The organism is Flavobacterium tructae (genome assembly GCF_001853485.1).
In the GTDB taxonomy this organism is placed as follows: domain Bacteria; phylum Bacteroidota; class Bacteroidia; order Flavobacteriales; family Flavobacteriaceae; genus Flavobacterium; species Flavobacterium tructae.
Genome location: NZ_MIKE01000022.1, coordinates 488,853 through 507,231, shown reverse-complemented (window position 1 = coordinate 507,231; position 18,379 = coordinate 488,853). Strand labels below are relative to the sequence as shown.

The 18,379-nt window shown below is 35.7% G+C and carries 16 protein-coding genes; 9 read left to right on the top strand and 7 right to left on the bottom strand.

Annotated elements, in window-relative coordinates:
• The first annotated feature begins 90 nt into the window (after positions 1-90).
• From BHE19_RS22775 to BHE19_RS09920, 3 genes are all read left to right on the top strand, one after another.
• Entirely contained in the window at positions 91-261 is a 171-nt protein-coding gene (locus BHE19_RS22775) for a hypothetical protein (protein ID WP_165607921.1), read from the top strand.
• A gap of 15 nt (positions 262-276) precedes the next feature.
• Complete coding sequence (locus tag BHE19_RS22770) at positions 277-426, top strand: hypothetical protein (protein WP_165607920.1); 150 nt, start codon at positions 277-279, stop codon at positions 424-426.
• A 262-nt stretch (positions 427-688) separates the two neighbouring features.
• Positions 689-1,303, top strand: a complete 615-nt coding sequence (locus BHE19_RS09920; RefSeq protein ID WP_070906975.1) for an acyloxyacyl hydrolase — start codon at positions 689-691, stop codon at positions 1,301-1,303.
• Between the two features lie 381 nt (positions 1,304-1,684).
• Here the strand turns inward: BHE19_RS09920 and lgt are convergent, their stop codons facing one another.
• The 6 genes from lgt to BHE19_RS09890 form a co-directional block, all read right to left on the bottom strand.
• Positions 1,685-2,617 carry a prolipoprotein diacylglyceryl transferase gene (gene lgt / locus BHE19_RS09915; RefSeq protein WP_070906974.1) on the bottom strand — a complete coding sequence of 311 codons (933 nt, stop codon included), beginning with the start codon at positions 2,615-2,617 and terminating at the stop codon, positions 1,685-1,687.
• A gap of 64 nt (positions 2,618-2,681) precedes the next feature.
• The gene (yidD, locus tag BHE19_RS09910) at positions 2,682-2,921 is read right to left on the bottom strand and encodes a membrane protein insertion efficiency factor YidD (RefSeq protein ID WP_070906973.1); all 240 of its coding nucleotides are present in this window, start codon (positions 2,919-2,921) and stop codon (positions 2,682-2,684) included.
• Between the two features lie 22 nt (positions 2,922-2,943).
• Entirely contained in the window at positions 2,944-4,422 is a 1,479-nt protein-coding gene (gene cysS, locus BHE19_RS09905; protein WP_017498212.1) for a cysteine--tRNA ligase, read from the bottom strand.
• A 79-nt stretch (positions 4,423-4,501) separates the two neighbouring features.
• Positions 4,502-4,891: a four helix bundle protein gene (locus BHE19_RS09900; RefSeq protein ID WP_070906972.1), complete on the bottom strand. Its 390-nt coding sequence runs from the start codon at positions 4,889-4,891 to the stop codon at positions 4,502-4,504.
• Between the two features lie 36 nt (positions 4,892-4,927).
• Positions 4,928-5,599, bottom strand: coding sequence for a GTP cyclohydrolase I FolE (gene folE, locus BHE19_RS09895; protein ID WP_017498209.1), 672 nt, complete (start codon positions 5,597-5,599; stop codon positions 4,928-4,930).
• Positions 5,600-5,800: 201 nt separating this feature from the next.
• Positions 5,801-6,997 carry a pyridoxal phosphate-dependent aminotransferase gene (locus BHE19_RS09890; protein WP_070906971.1) on the bottom strand — a complete coding sequence of 399 codons (1,197 nt, stop codon included), beginning with the start codon at positions 6,995-6,997 and terminating at the stop codon, positions 5,801-5,803.
• Positions 6,998-7,120: 123 nt separating this feature from the next.
• Here BHE19_RS09890 and BHE19_RS09885 point away from each other — a divergent pair, with 123 nt between their 5' ends.
• The 5 genes from BHE19_RS09885 (at position 7,121) to BHE19_RS09865 (ending at position 14,981) form a co-directional block, all read left to right on the top strand.
• The gene (locus tag BHE19_RS09885; RefSeq protein WP_070906970.1) at positions 7,121-8,446 is read left to right on the top strand and encodes a PDZ domain-containing protein; all 1,326 of its coding nucleotides are present in this window, start codon (positions 7,121-7,123) and stop codon (positions 8,444-8,446) included.
• 124 nt (positions 8,447-8,570) lie between these two features.
• Positions 8,571-11,210, top strand: coding sequence for a gliding motility-associated C-terminal domain-containing protein (locus BHE19_RS09880; RefSeq protein WP_070906969.1), 2,640 nt, complete (start codon positions 8,571-8,573; stop codon positions 11,208-11,210).
• A gap of 32 nt (positions 11,211-11,242) precedes the next feature.
• Positions 11,243-12,178, top strand: a complete 936-nt coding sequence (locus tag BHE19_RS09875) for a PorP/SprF family type IX secretion system membrane protein (RefSeq protein WP_070906968.1) — start codon at positions 11,243-11,245, stop codon at positions 12,176-12,178.
• A gap of 1 nt (position 12,179) precedes the next feature.
• Positions 12,180-14,354 (top strand): OmpA family protein, encoded by a 2,175-nt coding sequence (locus tag BHE19_RS09870; protein WP_233431370.1) that lies wholly within the window; start codon positions 12,180-12,182, stop codon positions 14,352-14,354.
• A gap of 138 nt (positions 14,355-14,492) precedes the next feature.
• Positions 14,493-14,981 (top strand): hypothetical protein, encoded by a 489-nt coding sequence (locus BHE19_RS09865; protein WP_070906966.1) that lies wholly within the window; start codon positions 14,493-14,495, stop codon positions 14,979-14,981.
• 123 nt (positions 14,982-15,104) lie between these two features.
• Here BHE19_RS09865 and BHE19_RS09860 read toward each other — a convergent pair whose 3' ends face one another.
• Positions 15,105-15,485: a DUF1573 domain-containing protein gene (locus tag BHE19_RS09860; protein WP_017498202.1), complete on the bottom strand. Its 381-nt coding sequence runs from the start codon at positions 15,483-15,485 to the stop codon at positions 15,105-15,107.
• 251 nt (positions 15,486-15,736) lie between these two features.
• Between BHE19_RS09860 and BHE19_RS09855 the strand changes: the two genes are divergently transcribed.
• Complete coding sequence (locus BHE19_RS09855) at positions 15,737-18,370, top strand: valine--tRNA ligase (RefSeq protein WP_070906965.1); 2,634 nt, start codon at positions 15,737-15,739, stop codon at positions 18,368-18,370.
• Positions 18,371-18,379: the final 9 nt, after the last annotated feature.

Here is an 18,379-nt window from a genome sequence, read left to right as displayed (position 1 = left end):
ATTAGACGGAAGTCGGTTAAATTTGCTGTAAGAAAAAGATTTCTATAAAATAATTTTATTGAAAAATTTATTAATTAAAAAAATGAAATCATGGAAAAACAATTAGAAAATTTAGCAGTAGTAGTGCTCAATGTTCAGGAAATGAAGGAAGTTGAGGGAGGTGTATCTAAAACAACTTATTTGGTTGGGCTTGGGTGTTATTTAGTATGTGGTCCAGTTGGCCTGGGGGCATTTATGTTAGGATATCATTTAAATTCATAAAATCGAAATTAGATTATGGAAAATGTAATAGAATTATCAGAAGAAGAAGTAAAGGATATTAATGGAGGAATCAGTGGGATTCTATCACTTGGTTTAGCCGCTGTATGGTGTTGTTATGAACTTGGAGCTGCTTGTGCTGCATATGATGCAAGGCATAATCTATAAATTGCTAAAATGGAAGAAAAAAAAATTATACGATTATTTATTCTGGTACTTTTTTGTATTTCTTTAGCTTTCTATTTAGGAGGGAGATGTGCTAAGTATGACTTGCAAATTAAGTTTAATAAGTCAGGTAATTCAATCCTTTAGGATTGAATTTTGGGATAGAAGTAAAATATTGTAAAATGTAAATTAAGTATTTGAAAAGAGATCCGGTGTAAGCCGGATCTTTTTTTTGTGCTATATTTAGGGTAGTAAAAAAAAATTTATGGGTAGAAAATTACTATTGATTCTAATTATTGTTTTTGGCGTATTTAAAGCCTCGGGGCAGACTAAAAACGAAAAGTTGGCCATAGGAATCAATCATGGTTTTGGGAGTGAATTTAATAATAGAAATTACACGTTTACCAATCATTTTTATAAAGTAGAATTGCGCTATCGGGTTAATGAATCAAAGTATTTTAAATATGAAGTTTTAGTTCAGCCGGAAGTTAATTTTGGAAGACATCAATTGTTGAATTTTTACTTTGTAAAGCCGGACAGACCTGATTATCTTGAAAAGAGGGAAGAATATACGAAGTTGAAGGACGTGCATGAGTACGTGCTGAATCTTGGCTTTTTGGTCAGGAAACCAATTGGAAAAGTTTTCTCTGTTTATGCTTTAGGAAGTATTGGACCAATGATTACAGATACGGAAACAGAAAGAATGTCTAAAGGTTTTGCTTTTGCAGATGTTTTTGCGATGGGCTTTTCGGTTAAAATGAATCGCTTACAGCTGGATGCTCGCGGTAATATTCGGCACGTTTCAAATGGAGGGTTAAACAGTGAAAATGCCGGATATAATACCAGAAACATTGAATTAGGGATTTCGTATTTCCTTTAATTAAAAACGAATCTATGAAATTGGAATTTGCTCTGAAAGAGCTATAGCAATAGTATAGTGCGTAGCACTATGAATGATGATGGCAATTATGAGCTACGCCCTGAAAGGGCAAAAGCCTGATGGCAGAGAAAATCTTTCAGCATATTTTGTATGAGATTCTCTAAGAATCTGAATGTTTTTTTGTTGAGATTTAGGTGCGAAAATTGCTTTTGCCCTTTCAGGGCAATTTTACATCTTAATCTAATTTATAGTGCTTCGCACTATGCTTTTGCTTTTAGGACTTTCAGTCCTATTCTTTCTCAACTTTTGTTCCTAATGCAAAAAAAAGTGTCCGATAAATTGAATTATCGGACGCTTTTTTATAGTTTTTTATCGAATGGATTAAGATTCTGCTAGAGGATTTCTTTGCGCTCTAATGATGAAGAAAAGTCCAATAATGATAAACGGAATGCTTAGCCACTGTCCGGTAGAAAAAAGACCTAATTCGTTTTCAAATCCACCCTGACTTTCTTTTACAAATTCTACCACAAAACGTACTGCAAATAAAAGTACAAGGAACAGTCCGAACAATAATCCTGATTTTAATCTTGCGTTCGTTTTCCAGTATAAGAAAAACAAAATGGCAAAAACAAATACATAGCTGATAGCTTCATATAATTGTGTTGGATGTTTTGCCGGAACCTGAGCCAGTAAATCGGCAAATTTAGGATCTGTTGCGATAGCGGTGTACGCAGCTTTAGGATCTGCGATTTGAGTAGCATTTACAGCTTCGTTTTTACTGAATTGATCGTGTAAAAAACGAATTCCGAAGGCAGATTTTGTTTCATGTCCGATAATCTCGGAATTGAAGAAATTCCCTAGACGAACAAAAATAGCACCACTGGCAACCGGAATTACAACACGGTCTAAAATCCATAATAATGGACGTTTCAAAATCATTTTGCTGTAATAATACATAGCAGCAATGATGGCAATAGCCGCACCATGGCTCGCTAATCCCTGAAATCCGGTAAATTCAAATTTAGGCTCGAATCTAACAGGTAAGAATATCTCAAGTAAATGATTTCTAAAATATTCCCAATCGTAAAATAAAACATGTCCTAAACGGGCACCTATTAACGTAGCTAAAACAGTCCAGACAAATAAAGAATCTAATTTGTCGATAGATTCGTTTTCGCGTTCGAAGATCTTTTTCATTAAAAACCATCCTAGTCCGAAAGCAATTACGAACATTAAACTGTAATAACGAATCATAAAAAATCCTAGATCGATTCCTTCTGAAGGATTCCAAACGATATTTAAGGGCTGTGTCATGTGCTGTTGTTTTTTGTATTTTGTAAAAATAGATATTTAAAGTAGTGTTGCTCTTTATAAAAAGTTAATGTTTGTGTGAACATTTCTTCTCAGGAACGGGGTCGTAACCGGTTCTTCCCCAAGGGTGACAGCTTAAGATTCTTTTCATGCCCAGATAACCTCCATAAAACAAACCATGTGTCTGCAGGGCCTGGATCATGTAAGTGGAGCATGTAGGTTCAAATCTGCAACTCGCCGGAGTAAAAGGCGATATTGCAGATTGATAAAAGCGGACTAATAAAACAAATGGAGTGATTACTTTCATGATTTATTAGAAAATGAGTGATTTATATAGAGAAGCTGGTTCCTTCTTTTCCGTCTTTCAACTGAATTCCAAGGCCAATCAATTGATCGCGAATCTGGTCTGAAAGGGCAAAGTTTTTGTCAGCTCTGGCCTGATTTCTCATTGCGATAAGCATGTTCACAGTTCCTTCCAGTTTGTCGGTATTTCCGTCAGCAGCTTTGTCATTGGCTAAGCCTAAAACATCAAAAACAAAAGCATTAATTGCAGTTGTGAAGGTGTTTAAATCTTCTGCTGAGATTGTTTCTTTTCCGTCTTTCAGTAAATTGATATAACGAACCGCTTCAAACAATTGCGCAATCAGAATTGGCGTATTGAAATCATCATTCATAGCATCGTAGCACAATTGTTTCCATGCTGCAATGTCTATAGAACTTGTTGTACCTGCTGAAATTGTAGGTAAAGCATCTACAGCTTCCATTAATCTTTTATATCCTTTTTCGGCAGCCACAATAGCATCATCAGAAAAATCCAGGATGCTTCTATAGTGTGCCTGCAACATGAAAAAGCGGGTTACAGACGCCGAAAAAGCTTTGCTAAGAATGTTATTGTCTCCGCTTAGAATTTCTCCCGGTAAAATGTTGTTTCCGGTCGATTTTGCCATTTTCTTTCCGTTTAAAGTCAGCATATTGGCATGCATCCAGTAGTTTACCGGAGACTGACCTGTACATGCTTCGTTTTGGGCGATTTCACATTCGTGATGTGGGAACTTCAAGTCCATCCCACCTCCGTGAATATCGAAATGATTTCCAAGATATTTGGTACTCATGGCGGTACATTCTAAGTGCCAGCCCGGGAAACCATCACTCCATGGCGAAGGCCATCTCATAATATGTTCCGGTTCTGCTTTTTTCCAAAGCGCAAAATCCTGTGGGTTTCTTTTGTCAGATTGTCCGTCAAGATCACGAGTGTTTGCCAGCATATCTTCGATATTTCTACCGCTTAAAATTCCGTAATTATTGGTTTCGTTGTATTTCACAACGTCAAAATAAACCGATCCGTTTGCTTCATAACCAATTCCGGTATCGATAATTTTTTTGATGATTTCGATTTGCTCAATAATGTGTCCGGTAGCAGTTGGTTCAATGCTTGGCGGTAAGAAATTGAAGGATTTCAATATATTATGAAAATCAACGGTATAGCGCTGAACAATTTCCATAGGCTCTAATTGCTCCAATCGTGCTTTTTTGGCAATCTTATCTTCACCTTCATCTACATCGTCTACAATATGCCCCACATCAGTAATGTTACGCACATATCGCACTTTGTAATCTAGGTGTAAAAAATACCTGAATATCACGTCAAAAGACATGAAAGTTCTAACGTTTCCTAAGTGTACATTGCTATAAACCGTAGGTCCGCAAACATACATTCCAACGTTTCCTTCATGTATAGGGTTGAAACTTTCTTTTTCACCCGAAAGTGAATTGTATATTTTTAGAGGTTGAGCTGTGTATAAAGGCATATTTTTACTTTATTGTTTATTGTTTATTGTTTATTGTTTATTGTTTGTTGTTTGTTGTTTGTTGTTTGTTGGAAAAATGTTATTTGAATTTGAGGCCTTTGATTTCACATTTATTTAAATAATTCATCATAGCCCCTATTTTATTTTTTACCAGTTCAACTTTTTCATTTAGTTCTAAATGCTGTTCTTTATTAATTAGTTTTTTGTCGAACGCTCTGTAGGATTGTGATTTTACTTCTCCGGCTGAACCTTTTGCGATACTTAGAAAATTAATGAATTCTCTATTTCCATTTCGCTCAAAACCTTCAGCAATATTGTCCATTATTGAACCTGAACTTCTGTCAATTTGATTTGTCAGTGAATAATTTGTTTTTAAGTTGGTATTTTGAATCAAATACTCAATTTGCTGACAAATTTCTCTGGCAAGTCTCCAGATTTCCAGATCTTCAAATTTCTCTATTTTTGCCATAAGAACAACAAACTATCAACCAAAAACAACAAACTTTTAAAACTGCGTATCCAATTTAATATAATCCAAAAGTTCTCTTTTAATTTGCGGATCTTTAAATCTACCACCAAATTCAGAGGTTACTGTGCTGCTTTCGATATCTTTGATTCCTCTGGAATTTACGCAAAGGTGTTTCGCGTCGATCACGCAGGCTACATCTTCGGTTCCAAGTGCTTTTTGTAATTCCTGAACAATTTGCATGGTTAGACGCTCCTGAACCTGAGGTCTTTTGGCATAATATTCTACAATACGGTTCATTTTGGATAAACCAATAACTCTTCCGTTAGAGATATAAGCCACGTGAGCTCTTCCGATAATTGGCAGTAAATGGTGCTCACAAGTAGAATAAACCGTAATATTTTTTTCTACCAGCATTTCACCGTATTTGTAGTTATTGTCAAAAGTAGAAGCTTTTGGCTGTTTTGAAGGATTAAGACCTCCAAAAATTTCTTTTACAAACATTTTGGCTACTCGGTTTGGAGTCCCTTTGATACTGTCATCCGTCAAATCCATTCCTAAGGTTTGAAGGATGTTTTCAACATCTTTTTTTATTTTTTCTATTTTTTCGTCATCACTTAAGTCAAAAGCATCCGGTCTTAAAGGATTTTTTGCGTTACTGCTAAAGTGATTGTCTCCTATTTCGTCTAAAAAATCTTCGTTATTTATCATTAAAAACTTACTATTAGTATGGGTATTTCTTTTTAAGGCGGTAAAGATAATTAATAAATGGTAAACCTTTTCTATGGTTTTTACTATTTAATTGCGGCTTTTGCTATAAAATTCAAATTGTAGAGAAAATGAGGTTTCTTTTAAATACAAAAGACAATAACACAGCATGTTATTGTCTTTTTAAAATTTTATATTCGAATCTTACTTCTTGTTGTAAACCAAAAGAGCTTCTTTTAAAATGTTTACAGCAGTAACTAAATCTTTTTTGTTTAAAACGTACGCAATTCGAACCTGATTCAGTCCCATTCCCGGTGTTGAGTAAAATCCGGCAGCAGGAGCAACCATAACCGTTTCTCCATTCAGATCGTAACTTTCTAAAAGCCATTGCGCAAAATCTTCAGAATTGTCGATAGGCAATTGTGCGATGCAGTAAAATGCTCCTTTTGGTTTCGTCACAATAACGCCTTCAATTTTATTCAGTTCTGCGATTAAAGTGTCGCGACGTTCTTTATATTCGGAAATTACCTCGTCAAAATAACTTTGCGGAGTATCTATTGCCGCTTCACATGCAATTTGCTCGATGGTAGGAGGACTCAGACGTGCCTGTGCAAACTTCATTACAGTTGCCAATACCTCTTTATTTTTGGTTACCAGACATCCAATTCTGGCGCCACACATACTATAGCGTTTAGAAACAGAATCGACCATGATCACGTTTTGCTGAACATCTTCCAAATTCATTACAGAAAAATGTTTGTCGTCTCCGTCGTATAAAAACTCACGATAGACTTCGTCAGCAATCAGGTATAGATCGTGTTTTTTGATTAAGGCTGCCAATTGTCTGATTTCTTCTTCAGAATATAAATATCCGGTTGGATTGCCGGGATTGCAAATTAATATGGCTTTTGTTTTTTTTGTAATGAGTTTTTCAACTTCTTCAATACTTGGTAAAGCAAATGCTGTTTCGATAGTCGAAACCAAAGGAACGACAGTTGCACTTGTTGAAGAGGCAAATGCATGGTAATTAGCATAAAAAGGTTCCGGAATGATAATTTCATCTCCCGGATCTGTAATTGTGGCCAGCGCAAATAGTAAGGCTTCAGAACCACCAGTTGTAACAATGATGTCTTCTGTGTTAACGTTTACATTTTGACGCTGGTAAAATTGAGCTAATTTTTTTCTATAGCTTTCGTATCCGGCTGACGGACTATATTCTATAAGGGTTAAGTCAATATTTTTTACCGCCTCGATGGCCACTTCGGGTGTCTTGATATCCGGTTGACCAATGTTTAAATGATACACTTTGTGTCCTTTTTTCTTTGCTAAATCAGCAAAAGGAGCAAGTTTACGTATCGGTGATTCGGGCATGTTTCTGCCTTTGTGTGAGATTGTTGGCATGGGTTTTATTTATTGAAGTGCAAATTTGCATTTTTTTTTCGAATTTAACGTAAACATTACAGGTACTTATTAATTTGTAGTAATTATCGATATTTTTAGTAATTTTATCTTAAAATTTTATCAATGAGAAAACATTTCATGTTGTTTTTTGGGCTTTTCACAGCTTTTACACTTCAGGCGCAAGAAGATTTTCAAATAGGAAATCGTGCCTCTAAGGTTACCATACCTTTTACATTAATTAATAATCTGGTTTTTATTCCTATAAAAGTAAATGGAGCAGAACTGAATTTCTTACTGGATTCCGGTGTTGAAGAAACCATTTTGTTCAGTATGGAAGAAAAGCAGGAAGTTAGTTTTAAAAATGTTCAGAAAATTAAGCTGAGAGGTTTAGGAAGTGAAAACGAAATTGAAGGTTTGAAATCGACTAATAATGTCTTAGAAACTCATGGTTTAAAATCAAATAACCATTTACTTTATGTTATTTTGGACCAAACTTTTAATTTATCATCACACATTGGAATTCCGGTGAATGGCATTATCGGATATAAATTTTTCAAAAACAACCTCGTTGAGTTAAACTATCAAAAGAAGAAAATTGTTGTTTATCAGAATAATGAAGAAACTCTTAAAAGACTGAATAAAAAATTTAAAGAAGTCCCGATTACGATCGAAAGAGCTAAACCGTATCTGTACACAACCGCATTTGTGGACAATGTTGCTGTACCCGCAAAAATGTTAATCGATATTGGTAATAGTGACGCTTTTTGGATTTTTAAGAATGATATTATAAAACTGCCGAATAAAAATTTCCCTGATTTTCTGGGGAAAGGTTTCAGTGGTGATATCGAAGGACATCGTGCCAAAATTGAAAAGTTTTCTATCGGTGAGTTTGATTTTAAAAATCCTATCGTGGCTTTTCCGGATTCAACTTCGATTCGAAATGTAAAGATGGTACCGGGACGAATTGGTTCTGTTGGCGGGGAAGTTTTAAAACGATTTACAGTTGTATTGGATTATGCGGATAAAACATTGTATCTCAAGAAAAATAGTAAATTTTTAGAACCTTTTACCTATAACAAGAGTGGAATTACTGTGCAGCACAATGGGCTTCAATGGGTTCAGGAGACGGTTCATTTGGAGACTGTACAGGTTGTTAATTCAATTCAGGAAGCGGGTTATACCGCTAAAAAAGATAACAATTTCAGATATAAGTTTTCATTAAAACCAATTTATGAAATTGTAAACATCCGTAAAAAATCAGCCGCAGAACGTTGTGGGTTGAAAGCAGGAGATGTCATTGTTCGAATTAATCACGCACTTCCATACAAATATACCTTACAGCAGATCAATTCACTTTTAAAGTCGGAAGAAGACGTTTGGATAGATTTAGAAATAGAAAGAAACAGTCTTCTTTTAAAATTTAGATTTAAACTGGAAGATGAATTGTAGAAAAAATTAAATGTTGCTTTTTATTACAGAGATCTTTTGTAAATATTTAATTATTAAAGTGAGCTTTAACTGTTTAATAAACATTATTATTTTGTTATGTTTGTAAAAAAATAATTGGAGGTTTATGGTTAAAAAAAACGCTAATTTCTTTCGATTTTTATTATCCTTTATTGTCTTACTGATTTGTACGTCAAAAATTCATGCGCAGTGTGCGGGAACCGATGCGCAAATAATAATTTGTGATATTGAAAATCCGGTCAATCAATCAATTTCTTTGTTTTCGTTATTGGGAGGTATACCAACTCCGGGAGGAACCTGGACGGATAATAATAATCTGAGAGGTCTGGATTCTGCTACAGGAATGTTAAATGCCCAGCTTATTTCAAGTGGAGGCACTTATCAATACACCTATACCGTAACAACGCCGGGATGTGTGGTAGATAAAGCAACCGTAACCTTAACTATTGGTGCATATTCGGGAATTGGAACTGAAGCTACAATCTGTAATGACAGAGGAGAGTATAATCTTTTTACGGCATTTAATAGTGTTATTATGGGGCCGCATTCCAACGGAACATGGAGGGATAGTAGCGGTAGGATTGTAAGATCTACGTTCACGGTACCAAAGGTACAAGTGAAGACCACTTATAATTTTACGTACACAGTGCCGCCCGTACTGGCATGCGAATCAGCGCCACTTACTTCTGCAGTGAAGATAACGGTTGTAAGGAAGCCGGAAGCCGGAGATCCAACAGATAAAGAATTATGCGGAACGACTGACTTAGGACCTTATGCTAATTTTGACCTGCACGACCTGCTTTCAGGGGAAGATATGGGAGGTAAGTGGAGTGGTCCCGGTATTACCGCGTCAACGGGTCATACCGTTAATCTTCAGACATTGTTTGCTACATCCGGAGCGGGAGAGTACACCTATACCTACACCGTTTTTGCAGTTCCGGATCAGAATATCTGTGAAAATGATAGTGAAACGGTAAAAATTACACTGGAAAAAAGATTAGATTTTACCGGCGCAAGGGTGTTGGTTGATTCAGATATTTGTGAAGATAAAATTGCAACGGCATCCTATACCGCAAGAATTATGCAAGGGCCGCAAGTAATTCCGAACGGAGAATATGAAGTTCAGTATACTATTACAGGACCTACCATTGCATCAGCAACTGTAAAGGCTAATTTTACTAATGGGATATTGATATTTCCGCTTAGCTCTGCTTATTTTAAGCAAATAGGCACATTTACGCTTACTGTGACTAGCATTATAGCTACATCCAGTAAAAAATTATGTACCAATATAATTAATAATTTATCAGATGATTTAATTATTAGTCCGTTGCCGCGTTTAGATGGAGCCATTTTAACCACTAGTCCAATTTGTCAAAATGAGGCAGCAATAATTCAGCTTTCAAATGCTTCGTTATTGGCTAATGGAACTTACAGAATTACTTATAATCTGACAGGAGATAATGTTGTTACCGGAAGAACAGTAAATATTACAGTTTCTGGTGGGAATGCAAACTTTGTAATTCCGGCGAGTTTAAATGTAAAAAGCGGATCGTCAGCAATTACGATAACAAGTATTACAAACATAACGAATCCATCTCCCCAATGTGCGAATGTAGCCAATGTAAAAGGGAATCAGATTATTAATCCTTTGCCAGATGGGACAACTATTGTCGTACAGGTCGAAAACTTTTGTTTTGGAGAATCAGTTCCTGTAGCTGTTTCCGGATTAGGAAATTTAACAGACATTACGCTCTCTTACACGCTTTCTGATAGTAATTCTTCTGCATTACAGACCGTTGTTTTAGCAGTTACAAACGGGAAAGCTACTTTTGTTATTCCTCAGGAATTGCTTTTAAATACAGGTTCAACAAGAATTAAAGCTCTTAATGTGAAGAACAATGTGACATCCTGTGATATTGATTTGGTTAATGTGTCGGACACTTTTATGTTAAATGCAATTCCTGACGCTCCGCTTGCAGCTAGTCCGCAGATTTTTTGTAAAGTAGAGGGAGCGGTAATCACAAATTTAACACCAAGAGGAACTCAGTACAAATGGTATAGTTCTGCAACGGTAACTACTCCACTTGCAGATACTTATGTTTTAAAAACAGAACAGCTTTATGTAAGAGAGATTTCTGCTGCAAATTGTCTTTCTGCGCCCACTCCCGTTTCAGTTGTGGTAAACGATACACCGGCTCCGACACTGAATTCAGGTGGGGAAAATTTTTGTGGTTTAAAAAATCCAACGATTGCAGATTTATCAAAAGCGACCAATGTATCTTCGACAGTTGCGTGGTATGATGCAGAAAATAACGGTAATTTATTGACTTCAACAACTTTGCTTCGCGATAAGGCAACTTATTACGGTTTCGATCTTTCGATTGTAACCAGTTGTATTTCTGATAATTATTTAGGGGTTACAGTTTCTTTATTCGATTGTAATCCGGATGAATATGCTTTTTTTATTCCGGACGGATTTTCACCAAACGGAGATAACGTAAATGATACTTTCAGGATTCCGGATATAGAATTTTTATACCCGGATTATACTCTTGAAATCTTCAACAGATATGGAAATGTAATGTTTAAAGGAAATAGAAATAAACCAAATTGGGACGGAAGAAATTCCGAATCGGCCGGTTTTGGTGACGGAATTGTGCCAAATGGAGTCTATTTTTATGTGGTCAATTTTAATAAAGACAACAGACGTCCGCAGCAGGGACGACTTTACCTGAACAGATAGTTTCTTTTTATAGTATTTAAGATAAGTTTCAAATGAAAAAAGTACTACTTTTTATAAGTTTCCTCTTTTGTATCACATCAGCCTCAGCCCAACAGGATCCTGAGTACACCCATTATATGTACAACATGAGTGTAGTCAATCCTGCTTATGCGACAGGAGTTCCTGCTATGATGAATTTTGGAGGATTGTACAGAACGCAATGGGTTGGAGCCGTTGGAGCGCCTAAAACTTTTACCTTTTTCGGACATACAGCTTTAAGCGATAAAATTGAAGTGGGATTATCATTGGTTTCAGATGATATTGGCGACGGAGCAAAAAAAGAGAATAATTTTTATGCTGATTTTGCCTATGTCTTAAATCTGGGTGGAAAAAATAAACTTTCGCTTGGACTAAAAGCAGGTTATACATCGCTCCAAAGTAATTTCAACGGGTTTAAATTAGAAAGCGGGAATGCGGCCAGTGATTTGGCTTTCGCCGAAAATGTAAATGTCACCAAGCCTAATATTGGAGTGGGAGCCTATTACTTCAGAGATAATTTTTATGTCGGATTGTCTGTACCCAATTTGTTGGGCACAAAACACCTTGAAGAGAAATCCGGAATCAACGCTTACGGATCAGAAGCCATTCACACTTTTTTAACGGCAGGATATGTTTTCCAACTCAATGATAAGGTTAAATTAAAGCCCGCTTTTATGTCAAAATTTGTTCCGGGAACGCCGATTACTTTAGATCTGACAGCCAATGTTTTGTACAATAATAAATTTGAATTGGGTGCAGCCTATAGAGTAAACGATGCTGTAAGTGCTTTAATGAACATAAATGTAACGCCAACTTTAAGAGTGGGCTATGCTTACGATCATACTTTGTCGAATATGGGAAGGTTTAATTCTGGTACACACGAAATTATGCTGCTTTTTGATTTAGACTTATTAGGCAAAGGATATGATAAATCGCCAAGATTCTTTTAAAATGAAAAACAGGAAAAAATTACTCGTTATTGTATTCGTATTTTTAATACAGTTTATACAGGCTCAGGATTTTGAATTGGCCAGAGCCAAACGTTTTTTTGATAAAACGCATTATGCTGAAGCGATTACTTTATATGAAAAATTAGCAGAAAATAAGCCTTCACAGGAAGTGATCAGGAATCTGGCAGACTCTTATTTTTACACTAACGATTTGATAAAAGCACAGCGTTATTACCGACTTTTGATCCAAAATTATGGTAATGGTTTAGATAGAAATTATTATTTCAGATATGCACAGACTTTAAAAGCAAGCAACAGTTATGACGATGCCAATGCAGCTTTAAAGGAGTATTATTCAAAATCAAATGATAGTGATGCAGTTTCTAATTTTGAGAAAGAGTTAAAAACTCTGGAGAATGTTTCGGCAATAGGGAAACGATATGAACTTAAAAATCTGGCAATCAACACTCCTAATTCTGAGTTTGGAGCAGTAAAATATAATGAAAACCTGGTTTTTGCAGGAGTAAAATTAAAGCCCGGATTATTGGATAAAAAATTCAAATGGGACAATGAAACCTATTTGAATCTGGTGTCGATTCCTCTTAAAAACAGCAATTCCGCGGATTCTATAGTGCATTATTTTGCCAAAGAGTTAAAAAGCGGGATGCACGAGGCAAACGCGGTTTTTACAAAAGACGGTAAAACGATTTATTTTACGCGTAACAATTCTAAGAACAAAAGCAAGAAAACAAACGAGCAGAAAATTTCGAATCTTCAGATCTTTAAAGCTGAATTGGTGGAAGGAAAATGGAAAAATGTAACTTCTCTTCCGTTTAACAGTTCAGAATATTCAGTCGAACATCCCGCTTTGAGTCCGGATGAAAAAGTGTTGTACTTTGCATCAGATATGCCGGGAACTTTGGGTTCATTTGATATTTATTCGGTAAACATTAATAAAGGAGCATTTGATACACCTCGAAATTTAGGGCCAACCATTAATACCGACAAAAGAGAGCAATTTCCCTTTGTTTCAACCGACCAAAAACTCTATTTTTCTTCTGACGGACATTTGGGTTATGGGTCACTTGATGTTTTTGTTTCCGATATTAAAGGAAACGAATACAGTAAGCCCGTGAATGTGGGACAGCCTTTGAATTCAAATGGGGATGATTTCTCTTTTAATATCGATGCCGATACCAAAGAAGGTTATTTTGCTTCGAATAGAGAGGGAGGAAAAGGGAGCGATGATATTTATCAAATTAAAGAAATCAAAGATCTAATTGTAGAAGATTGTAAACAATTCATCACAGGAGTTATTACAGATGTCGATACTAAGCTACCCTTAGAAAATGCAACAGTGATTTTACAGAATTCAGATCAGAAGGTTTTGAATACAACAATTACCACCACAGATGGGAAGTTTAGTTTTACTGTTGATTGCGAAAGTTCGTTTATAGTTTTAAGTTCCAAAGAAAAGTATACAAGCGAATCGAGAATCATATCTTCCGGAAAAACCAGAAACGCAAGCCATGATGCTTCGATGGCATTAAGATCTTTGGAGGTTATTAAACAAGAGGAGTTACAAACTGCTGAAAAGAAAAGACAGGAAGAACAGCAGCTTGCAGAAAAGAAAAGACAAGAGGAAGAAATTGATACAAAACGAAGAAAAGAAAGGGAAGCACTGGCTGCTATTGCTTTAAAAGAAGCTGATAAAAAGGCGAAGGCAGACGAAATTATTGCAAAAGACATTAGAAAGAAAGAGAAAACTGCTCAGATTCTTGCACAGGAAAAAGATGTGGTAAAAGACAATAAAGGCAGATTAATCATTAAAACCGATCCGATTTATTTTGATTATAATTTGTGGTACATCCGAAAAGAATCTAAAGTAGTATTGGGGCGTGTGGTCGAATTAATGAAGAAATATCCAGACATGGTAATCGAAATTGGATCACATACCGATTCGAGAGGAAATGAAAAGTTTAATGCCAATTTATCTCAAAAAAGAGCCAATTCAACCAGAGACTTTATAATAGAGTCAGGTATTAACGCCAAAAGGGTGACGGCTAAGGGATATGGGGAATCGGTACCTATTGTGAAATGTAACCCCGATGAAGCGTGCTCAGAAGAAGAACACGAATTGAACAGAAGAAGTGAATTTGTAATTAAGGACTTATAATTGCAAGAGTTAAACCAACCCGACAGATTTTTAAAACCTTGTCGGGTTTGATGTTTAAAAAATTAGTTGAGAACCCTTTCTTTTGGCTTCTTTTTTATTTAATTTTATAAAATAACAACGATTAAAATAAAGATAATTATGAAAAACCTAGTTGTATCCTGCTTGCTTGTGACTTGTATCGGACTTCAAAGCTGTAAAAACAATGAAAATCAGAAGGCGGCTGAAGCAGCTAAAGCAGATGCTGAGACCATCGTAAGTACAGAATGTTACAAAGCTATATATGAAAAAGATATTATCGATTTAAAAGTAAACACGCTAAAAAATGGTAAGATAAGTGGTAACATGACTATGAAAGTTTCCGCGGCAACAGAAAGAGTGGGAGAACTTACGGGAGAATTTCGCGGAGACACCTTATTTGCCGATTATACTTTTCAAGAGGTAACCAACAAGAATAAAACTTTTAAAAATCCAATGGCATTCTTAAAGAAAGACAAAAGACTTATTCTAGGTAACGGGACGATGCAGACTACTATGGGAGTTACTTACCTGGTAAAAGATAAACCAATCGATTTTGATCGTGTAAAATATAAATTTGATGCTGTTGAGTGTACTGAGAAAGCAAAATAATGACCTCTAAAAAATAAATCCGACAGACTTTTAAAACCTTTCGGATTTAGATTGAAAATACAGATAAAAAAAGCCGCTTCTTAATTTCAGGAAGCGGCTTTACTATTTTTTAGATTTAATTCTTTATAAAACTTCACCTTTGATTTTTAAGGCAACTCTACCGTCAGGGTAGTTTACGGCATTCGTTTCAACGGTTATTGTTTTACGAATCGGACCGGAAACCATGTTGTATTTTACATCAATTTTACCTTTTTTTCCTGGCATAACTGCTGCTGCCGGTTTGGTAACAACTATAGAACTTACAGTAGATTCAGCACCGGTAATCAAAAGTGGGGCATCACCTGTATTGGTAAATTCAAAAGAGCGAACTCCGTTGTCACTTTTCGAAATTTTTCCATAATCAATTGTATTGTCTTGGGCTTCAAATTCAATTTTTGGGCCGTTTTGTGCATAACTTATTGTACTAAACAATACGACTGCAATAAAAGAGGCTACATTTTTCATTTCAAATTTTTTTTAAGTTGTAAGTAAATATACATTCTTTTAATTAACACACAAATTATTAATTCGCTTTTTATAGTGTACTTAATTATTTACTTTTGCTGTCAATAATTAGTACAAAAATTGAACCAGTTTTTCTGTTTAATTGTTTAGACGTGTATCTGCTTCATCGATTGATGATTAGTAAAAGATGTAATTGCAGTAACAAAACGATTAAACAAATAAGCAAATTAACGATTAAACAACCCTAGTAAATGACAATTCCAGCACAATTTGACGCTAAGACGATCGAGAACAAATGGTATGATTACTGGATGAAGAACAACTATTTTCATTCAGAACCTGATCACAGAACACCATATACAATTGTAATTCCGCCACCAAACGTCACAGGAGTCCTTCACATGGGGCATATGCTGAACAATACTATTCAGGATGTTTTAATTCGTAGAGCGCGTCTTAAAGGTTTTAACGCCTGTTGGGTTCCGGGAACGGATCATGCTTCTATCGCGACAGAAGCAAAAGTAGTACAGAAATTAAAAGCGGAAGGAATCAATAAGAATGATTTAACCCGTGAAGAATTTTTAGCACACGCCTGGGAATGGACGGATAAATACGGCGGTGTAATCTTAGATCAGCTTAAAAAATTAGGAGCTTCCTGCGATTGGGAAAGAACTAAATTTACAATGGATCCTGATATGTCAGCATCTGTAATTCGCTCGTTTGTAGATTTGTATAATAAAGGGTTGATTTACAGAGGATACCGAATGGTAAACTGGGATCCGGAAGCAAAAACAACGCTTTCTGACGAAGAAGTAATCTATGAAGAACAACAAGGAAAATTATTTTTCTTAAAATATAAAATCGAAGGTTCAGAAGATTTTCTGACGATCGCCACGACACGTCCTGAAACTATTTTTGGAGACACTGCGATCTGTATTAACCCAAATGATGAGCGTTTTGCACATCTAAAAGGGAAAAAAGCTATCGTTCCAATTTGTGGAAGAGTTATTCCGATTATTGAAGACGAATATGTAGATGTTGAATTCGGAACCGGGTGTTTAAAAGTAACTCCGGCACACGATATGAATGATAAAACGTTAGGAGAGAAGCACAATCTTGAAATCGTTGATATCTTTAATGAAGATGCTACATTAAATAGTTTCGGATTGCATTATCAGGGCAAAGACCGTTTTGTGGTTCGTACTGAAATTGCAAAAGAATTAGAGGAAATTGGAGCTTTGGCTAAAACCGAAATCCATTTGAATAAAGTAGGAACCTCCGAAAGAACCAAAGCGGTAATCGAACCAAGATTATCTGACCAATGGTTTTTGAAAATGGAAGAGTTGGTAAAACCGGCAATTAAGTCCGTTTTAGAAACAGGAGACATCAAATTGCATCCAAAACGTTTCGAGAACACTTATGCGCATTGGTTAAACAACATCCGTGATTGGAATATCTCACGTCAGTTATGGTGGGGACAACAAATTCCGGCTTATTATTATGGAGATGGAAAAGAAGACTTCGTAGTAGCAGAAACTATTGAAGAAGCTTTAGTTTTAGCTAAAGAGAGAACATCTAACAACTCATTGACAGCAGCTGACTTAAAACAAGATGTTGACGCCTTAGATACCTGGTTTTCATCATGGCTTTGGCCAATGTCAGTTTTTGGTGGAATTATGGATCCGGAAAGTGCAGATTATAAATATTACTATCCAACAAATGACTTGGTAACAGGTCCGGATATTTTATTCTTCTGGGTAGCCAGAATGATCATTGCAGGTTACGAGTACGCAGGTGAAAAACCATTTACAAATGTGTATTTAACTGGTTTAGTTCGTGATAAACAACGTCGTAAAATGTCTAAATCATTAGGGAATTCACCTGATCCTTTAGATTTGATCGATAAATTTAGTGCAGATGGAGTTCGTGTAGGATTGCTTTTAAGTGCTTCTGCCGGAAACGATATTATGTTTGATGAAGAATTATGCAATCAGGGGAAAGCATTTTCAAACAAAATCTGGAACGCTTTTAAATTAATCAAAGGATGGGAAGTTTCTGAAACGATTCCACAACCTGAATCTTCAAAAGTAGCCATCGAATGGTACGAAGCAAAATTGCAGCAAACCTTAGTTGATATTGAAGATAATTTCGAAAAATACAGAATTTCAGATTCATTGATGGCCATTTATAAATTGGTTTGGGATGATTTCTGTTCGTGGTTTTTAGAAATGATTAAACCAGCCTATCAACAGCCAATTGATAAAGGAACGTTTGATAAAGCGATCGAAATGTTAGAAAGCAATTTGAAATTGCTGCATCCGTTTATGCCTTTCTTAACCGAAGAAATTTGGCATTTACTAGCTGACAGAACTCCGGAAGAAGCTTTAATCGTTTCTACCTGGCCGGAATTAAAACCTTTCAACGCCAGTTTAATTTCAGATTTTGAAAGTACAATTGAAGTAATTTCAGGAATCCGAACAATTCGTAAGGATAAAAATATTCCGTTTAAAGATGCGATCGAATTGAAAGCAATCAACAGTGAGAATATCACAACGTATTTTGACTCTATCGTTACGAAGTTAGGGAACATTTCTGCTTTCGAATATGTTATAGCTAAAGTTGACGGAGCATTGTCTTTCCGTGTAAAATCAAATGAATATTTCATTCCGATTTCAGGAAATATCAATTTAGAAGAAGAAATTGCTAAACTGACTGCAGAGCTGGTATACACGCAAGGCTTCTTAAAATCTGTTCAGGCAAAATTATCTAACGAAAAATTTGTTGCCGGAGCACCGGAGAAAGTTTTGGCTAATGAAAAACAAAAAGAAGCTGATGCTTTAGCAAAAATTGCTACAATCGAGCAAAGTATTGCCGGATTGAAATAAAAGCTGCTT